We start from the raw sequence: 6,602 nt of genomic DNA on the forward strand, positions 1-6,602 counted from the left end.
GTCTTAATATATCTTTTTGTTATAAATACTTTTTATTTTATTTAAATTCATTTTTTTTAAAAATACATACATTTATATGTAAAAAAAAATAGATTACAGTTGAAGTTTAACATAGATATTTTTAAATTTTATTTAAAAAAATTGAATAAAAAATATAAAATTTTTCATTAAACTTTTATTGTTTTCAATTGAAATTTTTTATTTTAATAATTTTTATTTTAATTTTTATAATTTAATAAGCTTTTTTTGTTAAAAGTTTTATTTTAATAAATATTAATATCTTAATTAATTTTTCAATAATATTTTAATGAATTATAATGTTCTTAACAGATTAATATTCTTAATGGATTATAATATTTTTAATTAATATTTTAAATGTTTAATTTTTTATATAATTTTTTATTTTTTATATGATTTTTTATTTTTTTTATATAATTTTTTTTATATAATTTTCTTAAAAATTTATTTTTATTTTTAAAATGTCGAGTGATAAGATGGGGAATATGTTTGATGAAATAATGGGGAGAGATTATGTTTCTATTTTTAAGGATAAGAAATACTTAGACCATAAATACATACCGAATAATCTACCACATAGAATAGACCAAATTAAAGTGATAGCTAAATATTGGATTGAAGCATTATACAATACATCGCCTACCAATATTACAGTATTTGGCAAAACTGGTACAGGTAAAACTGCAGCTGCAAAGTTTGCAATGAAAGAATTAAAAGGATCTTCTAATGCTAAAGAAGTATTTGTAAAGACTGAATACATTAGATGTACTGATTATACAACAGAATATCAAGTCATAGTAGAATTATGTCAAAGAATGGGTAGAGATGTTCCAGATAGAGGATGGACAAAGCATGAAGTAATGAAAGCATTTAGAGACATATTTAGACGAAATGCCTTTGGAAAAAACATGATATTGATTGTTGTTTTAGATGAAATTGATGTTCTTCTTGAAAAAGATGGAGATGGCATATTATATACTTTAACTCGTACTGAAAATGTGTCCATTCTTTCTATAAGTAATTATGTTGATTTTAAAAAATTTATACAACCACGTGTAATGAGTAGTTTATGTGATAAAGAAGTTGTTTTTCCACCATACAATGCAGAACAACTCATAGATATTTTAGATGATAGGGCACAAATGTCTTTTAATCAAAACACATATGATGAAGAGGTAATAGCTTTATGTTCTGCTTTAGCAGCAAGAGATGAAGGAGATGCAAGATATGCTCTTGACCTTTTAAAAACTTCAGGAGAAATAGCCGAAGAAAATGGAGACTCAAAAATTTTAACCTCACATGTTAGTCTTGCTAAAGATAAAATAGAACATAACACAATTACAGATATTTTAATTTCTCTTCCTATTCAACAACAGAGAATTTTAGAAGCTTTATTAAGACTTACACATGAGAATGAGGAGATAACTTCTGGTAAGTTATATGATACATATCAGGAAGTTTGTAGAGGAGATACAAGTGTTTCCTACAGAAGAATTTTTGATTTAATTAACCAATTAGAATTGCTTGGAATTATTTCCACTAACACAATATCTAAAGGAAGAGGCAAGGGTAGAACAAATATAATTTCTTTGCAATGTGATTCAGAGTTAATTGAAAAGAATATATTGTCTACATACTAATAGATTTATTAGATAAATAAATTTAACTTATTTCTCTACTTTTTTTAATTTATTTCTTTATTCTTTTAACTTATTTCTTTATTTTTTTAATTTTTTTTTAATTTAGTTAATTGATATGTCAACTATATTTTTATTTTTTTTTAAAATTTTTAATTTTTCTTATTTTTTTATAAAACTTTACATTTTTAAAATTTTTATTTATAATGTATAATGGAATTTAAATAGATATATTTATTAAAGATTTAAAAATAAAATATAATTAAATCAATATTAAATATAATTAACATTGAAATATTATTAAATAATATTCTTATAAACCTTAGGTGATAAAATTTTTAAATTAAAAAATGTTATTTCTATAAAAGATTTTGATAAAAAAGACATTGAATATATTTTAAACAAAGCTAAAAAAATGGAAAAAATAGCTGAAAGTAATGAATACTCTAATGATTTAAAAGGAAAGATTTTAGGAATGATGTTTTATGAGCCATCTACTCGGACTCGATTGTCTTTTGAAACATCTATGAAGCGATTAGGTGGAAGTTGTATTGGTTTTGTTGGTATTGATGCAAGCTCTGTTTCTAAAGGTGAAAATCTTGCTGATACTTCTAAAATGCTTGAAAGCTATAGTGATGCCATTGTTTTAAGACATTCCTTAGAAGGAGTTTCTAAATTTATTTCTGATATAGTCGATGTTCCTGTAATAAATGCTGGTGATGGAGCAGGACAACATCCAACACAAACATTGTTAGATTTATATACAATGAAAAAAGAGCTAGGAAAATTAAAGGACTTTACTGTTTCTTTAGTTGGAGATTTAAAGTATGGAAGAACAGTACATTCTTTAGCTTATGCATTAGCTTTATTTGGAATAAACATGAACTTTGTATCACCTAAAGAATTATCCATGCCTGATGAAATTTTACATGATTTAGAAAAAAATAACATATCTTTTAATCAAACAAATGATATTAAAGATATTTTAAATAATTCTGATGTATTATATGTTACTAGAATACAAAAAGAAAGATTTCCTGATGTTGAAGAGTATTCTAAAATAAAAGGAGCTTATTTAATTGATAAAAAACTAATTGAAGGAAAAAATTTAATAGTTATGCATCCTTTACCAAGAGTAGATGAAATATCTCACGATATTGACAACACTAAGTATAATACTTATTTTAAACAGGCTTTTAATGGTGTACCTGTTAGAATGGCTATTTTGAATACATTGATTAAAAATAAGTTTTGAAAAATAAAAAGGATAATAATGCTGATAAGAAAATTGATTCAAAAAAAGAATATAAAGAACTCTACAAGTTAACAGATAAAAAATATCCTTTAAATGTACCTAAGTTTAATTTTAGTTAAGATTAAGAAAAAATCCTGTATAAAAATCTTGTATAATTAATGTATAAATTAATCACTTAACTTTAAATGGGCAGAACATTCTTTTAAAGCATCTTTGACTGTACAATCTAAGGGAATAGCTTTAATTCCTAATTTTCTTAGTTCTATTTGAGGTTCCTTTCCTATTTTTGAGCATAGTACTGCTTTACAATCTTCTATTAAATCTATACTTCCTCTCCATCTTTCTGTGTGTTCTTGTAATGTTAGGTCAGTCTTTTCTCTTAATTCTTGGAAGTTGTTTTCATCTTCTTCTATGTTAAATATGAAGAATTGGTTGGCATCTCCAAAATGTAGGTCTACTTCTTTTCCATTAGTTGATGCAACAGCTATTTTCATTTATTTTCCTCCTCCTTTTATACTTAGCATTTCATTATCTTTTTCTTTATTTTCATTAAAATCTAATTGAAATTCTTCTTTAGCTATTTTATATCCTTCTTCGTCATAGTAGTAATCTAAAATCATATTTGTCATGGAATCTACAAATTTAATTGAACCATTGTATCCAAAATAACTTATTCTTTGTGTTCCTAACCTATCAAATATTGGGAAACCTACTCTGTATAATGGAATATTTTCCTTTTTAGCTATTGAGCTTCCATAGGCATTTCCTATTAACACATCTACTTTATGATTATTTAAAACTTGTTCTAAATCATAAAGATCTTTATTTTCAAGTACTATTGGATTATAATCCTGGTAAGATTCTTTTATATCTTTTATTAGCTCTTCCATATCTTTTCTAAATATTTCACTTTCTATCCCTATTGCTAAAACTTCTGGAATCATTCCCATTTCACTTGTTAAATTTGCAAGCCCTATAACCATATCAGGATCACCGAAAATAGCTACTTTTTTTCTATAATTATATGAATGAGCATCTACTAAAGCATCTTGTAATCTTCCTCTATCCCTTAAAACCTTTTCTGAAACTTTTGTATTTGTTAGTGTAATTAAATTATTTATAAATTCATCAGTGTATTTAATTCCTATTGGGCTATGAGAGGAAATAGCTCTTACATTAAAAGTTTCTTCAAGAAATTTAGCTCCACTGTAACAATGTTTTGAAATAGCTATTGTAGCTATTGAGTTTGCACTATCTTCTAATTCTTCTTTTGTTGTTCCATATTGGTGTAGTTCTAATGTACTTTCATCTAATGGACCATCTAAGTTTTCACTATTATCAGTTAAAATAATGGCATCAATATTTAGGTCTTTTAAGATTTCTTTTATCTTTTTTGTATTTCCTGGAGATTGAAAACCCATTACAATATTTACTTTATCATTTTCAATTGTTTTTCTTGCAAAATGTCTTAGCATTGATAAAATAGCTTTATCATAGCCTTCAATATGACTTCCAGCATAGCTGGGAGTTTCTATTGAAAACATTTCAGGTAATTTTAATCCAATATTCGCATCTTCAAATTTTGATATAGCACCATAAACATCATCCCCTATTGTTTCAGTTAAACAAGTACTCATAACTCCTATAATTTCTGGGTTTTGTTTTTCAGATATATTTTTAAGCCCTTTTAGTAAATTAGCTTCGCCTCCATAGATTACAGTTTTTTCACTAAGTGATGTTGATGCTACTTCAATTGGCTCTCTAAAATGACGAATAAGTTGAAAACGCATGTAAGTTGCACACCCTTGAGATCCATGAATAAGTGGCATAGCATTTTTTACTCCCATCATTGCTTGAACAGCTCCCATTGGCATACACATTCTTGATGGATTTAAAACTGCGAATTTTTTATCATAATCTCCATTATTTTGACAATTTTTCATTTTTAACCTCCTTTTTTTATAAATTCTAGAGCATTTAATTATAATATTATAATAGAACCATTTTTCAAAAATTTTATAGTAGTTAATAAATTTTTTAGATTTTTTACACTTTTTACATTTTTTTTTTTTTTTTTAATGCTTATTCAAATCTTACAAATGGTTTTGAATGGTTTTTTTGCAACTTTCCAAACATTTGTTGAAACCGCTGCATCTACTTCTTTTGCAAATTCTAAAAAGCCTTTAAACCCTGCAAAAGCTGATATTCTATCATGATTAAAGTCACAAAAAGCTACTCCTAATTTTAAAGCAATGTATTTTTCCTTTGCTCCTGAAATTAATAGATTTGGTTTGTATTTTTTTAATAATTTCATTAGCTCAGTTGAATTTGCATCATCTACTATTAAAGTTCCTTCTTTAACAACATCTCTAATATTTTCATAGTCTTCTTTTATCCCATTTTTAGTTCCACTCATTATAACTTCCATACCTAACTCTTCAAAAGCCCTGACTAATGACCATGCCTTATTTCCTCCCACATAAAGGGCTACAGTTTTACCCTTTAATCTGCTTCTGTAGGTTTTAAGTTTTTCATCTAAATTTTTTAAGCCATTTTCAATCAATACCTGTGCTTTTTCTTTCATTTTATTATCATTAAAAAATTCAACTATTTCTGTAATACTGTTAATTGTACTATCTATTCCAAAGAAATTAACTTTTAATGAAGGAATATTGAATTTTTTTTCCATTTTCTTTGCAAGATAATTTGAAGATTTTTGGCATTGAACAATATTTAATTTAGCATTATGGGCTTTTGCTATGTCTTCAACTTTACTATCTCCAGTTATAGCACTAATAATTCTAATTCCTAAAAATTCCAGTAAAGGCTTAACTCCCCATAAATCCCCAGCTACATTAAATTCTCCAACAATATTTATATCAAAGGGAGTTTCATCTTCTAAATTCCCAGTTCCTATAAGGTTATCTATTAAAGCATCACAGCCAATCCAATGACCTTTAGTTTTATTATGGTCTTGAAAACCTTCTGATTGAACAGGAATTACTCTAGAACCTGTAACTTCTTCTGCTTTTTTACAAACTGCAGATATATCATCACCAATTACTCCAGATACACATGTTGCATAAACAAAAATAGCTCCAGGATCATGGAGTTTATTAAGTTCAATTATTGAATCATAAAGTTTTCTTTCTCCTCCAAAGATAATATCAGATTCAGTTAAATCTGATGAACACCCTTGTTTATATAACTTAGAATCTGAAGATTTACTTCCCCTAATATCCCATGTACATGAAGCACATCCAATTGGACCATGTACAAGATGTAAAGCATCAGTAATTGGCATTAAAACTATTCTTGCTCCACCAAAAACACAAGTTCTTTGAGTCACAGTTCCAGGTATTCCAGGAGTATCACATTCTGGTAAGGATAAATTTCCAGATTTTATGCATATATGGCTTTCTCTTGACTTAAAAGTTTCAATTATTTCACTACTACAAGTTTTTTCATTATCCATAGCTATTTACTCTCTTTACTTATTTTAATATTTTCTAATATTTGTTTCATGATAATATTCATTATTGTAATTAAATACTGAGTTAAATATTGTACAATTTAATAAAATAATAATTAAAGTATTGTAATTTTTTTTTTAATGCATTTTTATATTATAACTACTTAAATCTATTTATTTTTTAAAGAATTATTTTAATATAGATTGAACTATCTATATA

General features: G+C 25.9%; 6 protein-coding genes. 3 read left to right on the top strand and 3 right to left on the bottom strand.

Annotation, left to right across the window (positions count from 1 at the left end):
- Positions 1-494 precede the first annotated feature (494 nt).
- From MBCUR_RS00430 to MBCUR_RS10875, 3 genes are all read left to right on the top strand, one after another.
- Positions 495-1,658 carry a Cdc6/Cdc18 family protein gene (locus MBCUR_RS00430; protein ID WP_067088835.1) on the top strand — a complete coding sequence of 388 codons (1,164 nt, stop codon included), beginning with the start codon at positions 495-497 and terminating at the stop codon, positions 1,656-1,658.
- A gap of 331 nt (positions 1,659-1,989) precedes the next feature.
- Positions 1,990-2,910, top strand: a complete 921-nt coding sequence (gene pyrB, locus MBCUR_RS00435) for an aspartate carbamoyltransferase (protein ID WP_067088838.1) — start codon at positions 1,990-1,992, stop codon at positions 2,908-2,910.
- On the top strand, positions 2,907-3,029 hold the full coding sequence (locus tag MBCUR_RS10875) for a hypothetical protein (protein ID WP_281190496.1): 123 nt from the start codon (positions 2,907-2,909) through the stop codon (positions 3,027-3,029). Before pyrB ends, MBCUR_RS10875 begins: the two co-directional genes overlap by 4 nt.
- 48 nt (positions 3,030-3,077) lie before the next feature.
- On the opposite strand, the gene MBCUR_RS00440 is transcribed toward MBCUR_RS10875, so the two are convergent.
- From MBCUR_RS00440 to nifE, 3 genes are all read right to left on the bottom strand, one after another.
- The gene (locus MBCUR_RS00440; protein WP_067088841.1) at positions 3,078-3,404 is read right to left on the bottom strand and encodes a NifB/NifX family molybdenum-iron cluster-binding protein; all 327 of its coding nucleotides are present in this window, start codon (positions 3,402-3,404) and stop codon (positions 3,078-3,080) included.
- Entirely contained in the window at positions 3,405-4,853 is a 1,449-nt protein-coding gene (locus tag MBCUR_RS00445; protein ID WP_067088844.1) for a nitrogenase component 1, read from the bottom strand. It abuts the gene before it with no gap.
- Between the two features lie 143 nt (positions 4,854-4,996).
- Complete coding sequence (gene nifE, locus MBCUR_RS00450; protein WP_067088846.1) at positions 4,997-6,385, bottom strand: nitrogenase iron-molybdenum cofactor biosynthesis protein NifE; 1,389 nt, start codon at positions 6,383-6,385, stop codon at positions 4,997-4,999.
- Between the last annotated feature and the right edge of the window lie 217 nt (positions 6,386-6,602).

Origin of the sequence: Methanobrevibacter curvatus (assembly GCF_001639295.1) — an archaeon.
Lineage (GTDB): Archaea > Methanobacteriota > Methanobacteria > Methanobacteriales > Methanobacteriaceae > Methanoflexus > Methanoflexus curvatus.

What these genes read in the sequence shown, in the direction of transcription:
- MBCUR_RS00440 (WP_067088841.1), bottom strand. Translation starts at nt 3,404, where the DNA reads ATGAAAATAGCTGTTGCATCAACTAATGGAAAAGAAGTAGACCTACAT.
- MBCUR_RS00430 (WP_067088835.1), top strand. Translation starts at nt 495, where the DNA reads ATGGGGAATATGTTTGATGAAATAATGGGGAGAGATTATGTTTCTATT.
- MBCUR_RS00445 (WP_067088844.1), bottom strand. Translation starts at nt 4,853, where the DNA reads ATGAAAAATTGTCAAAATAATGGAGATTATGATAAAAAATTCGCAGTT.
- nifE (WP_067088846.1), bottom strand. Translation starts at nt 6,385, where the DNA reads ATGGATAATGAAAAAACTTGTAGTAGTGAAATAATTGAAACTTTTAAG.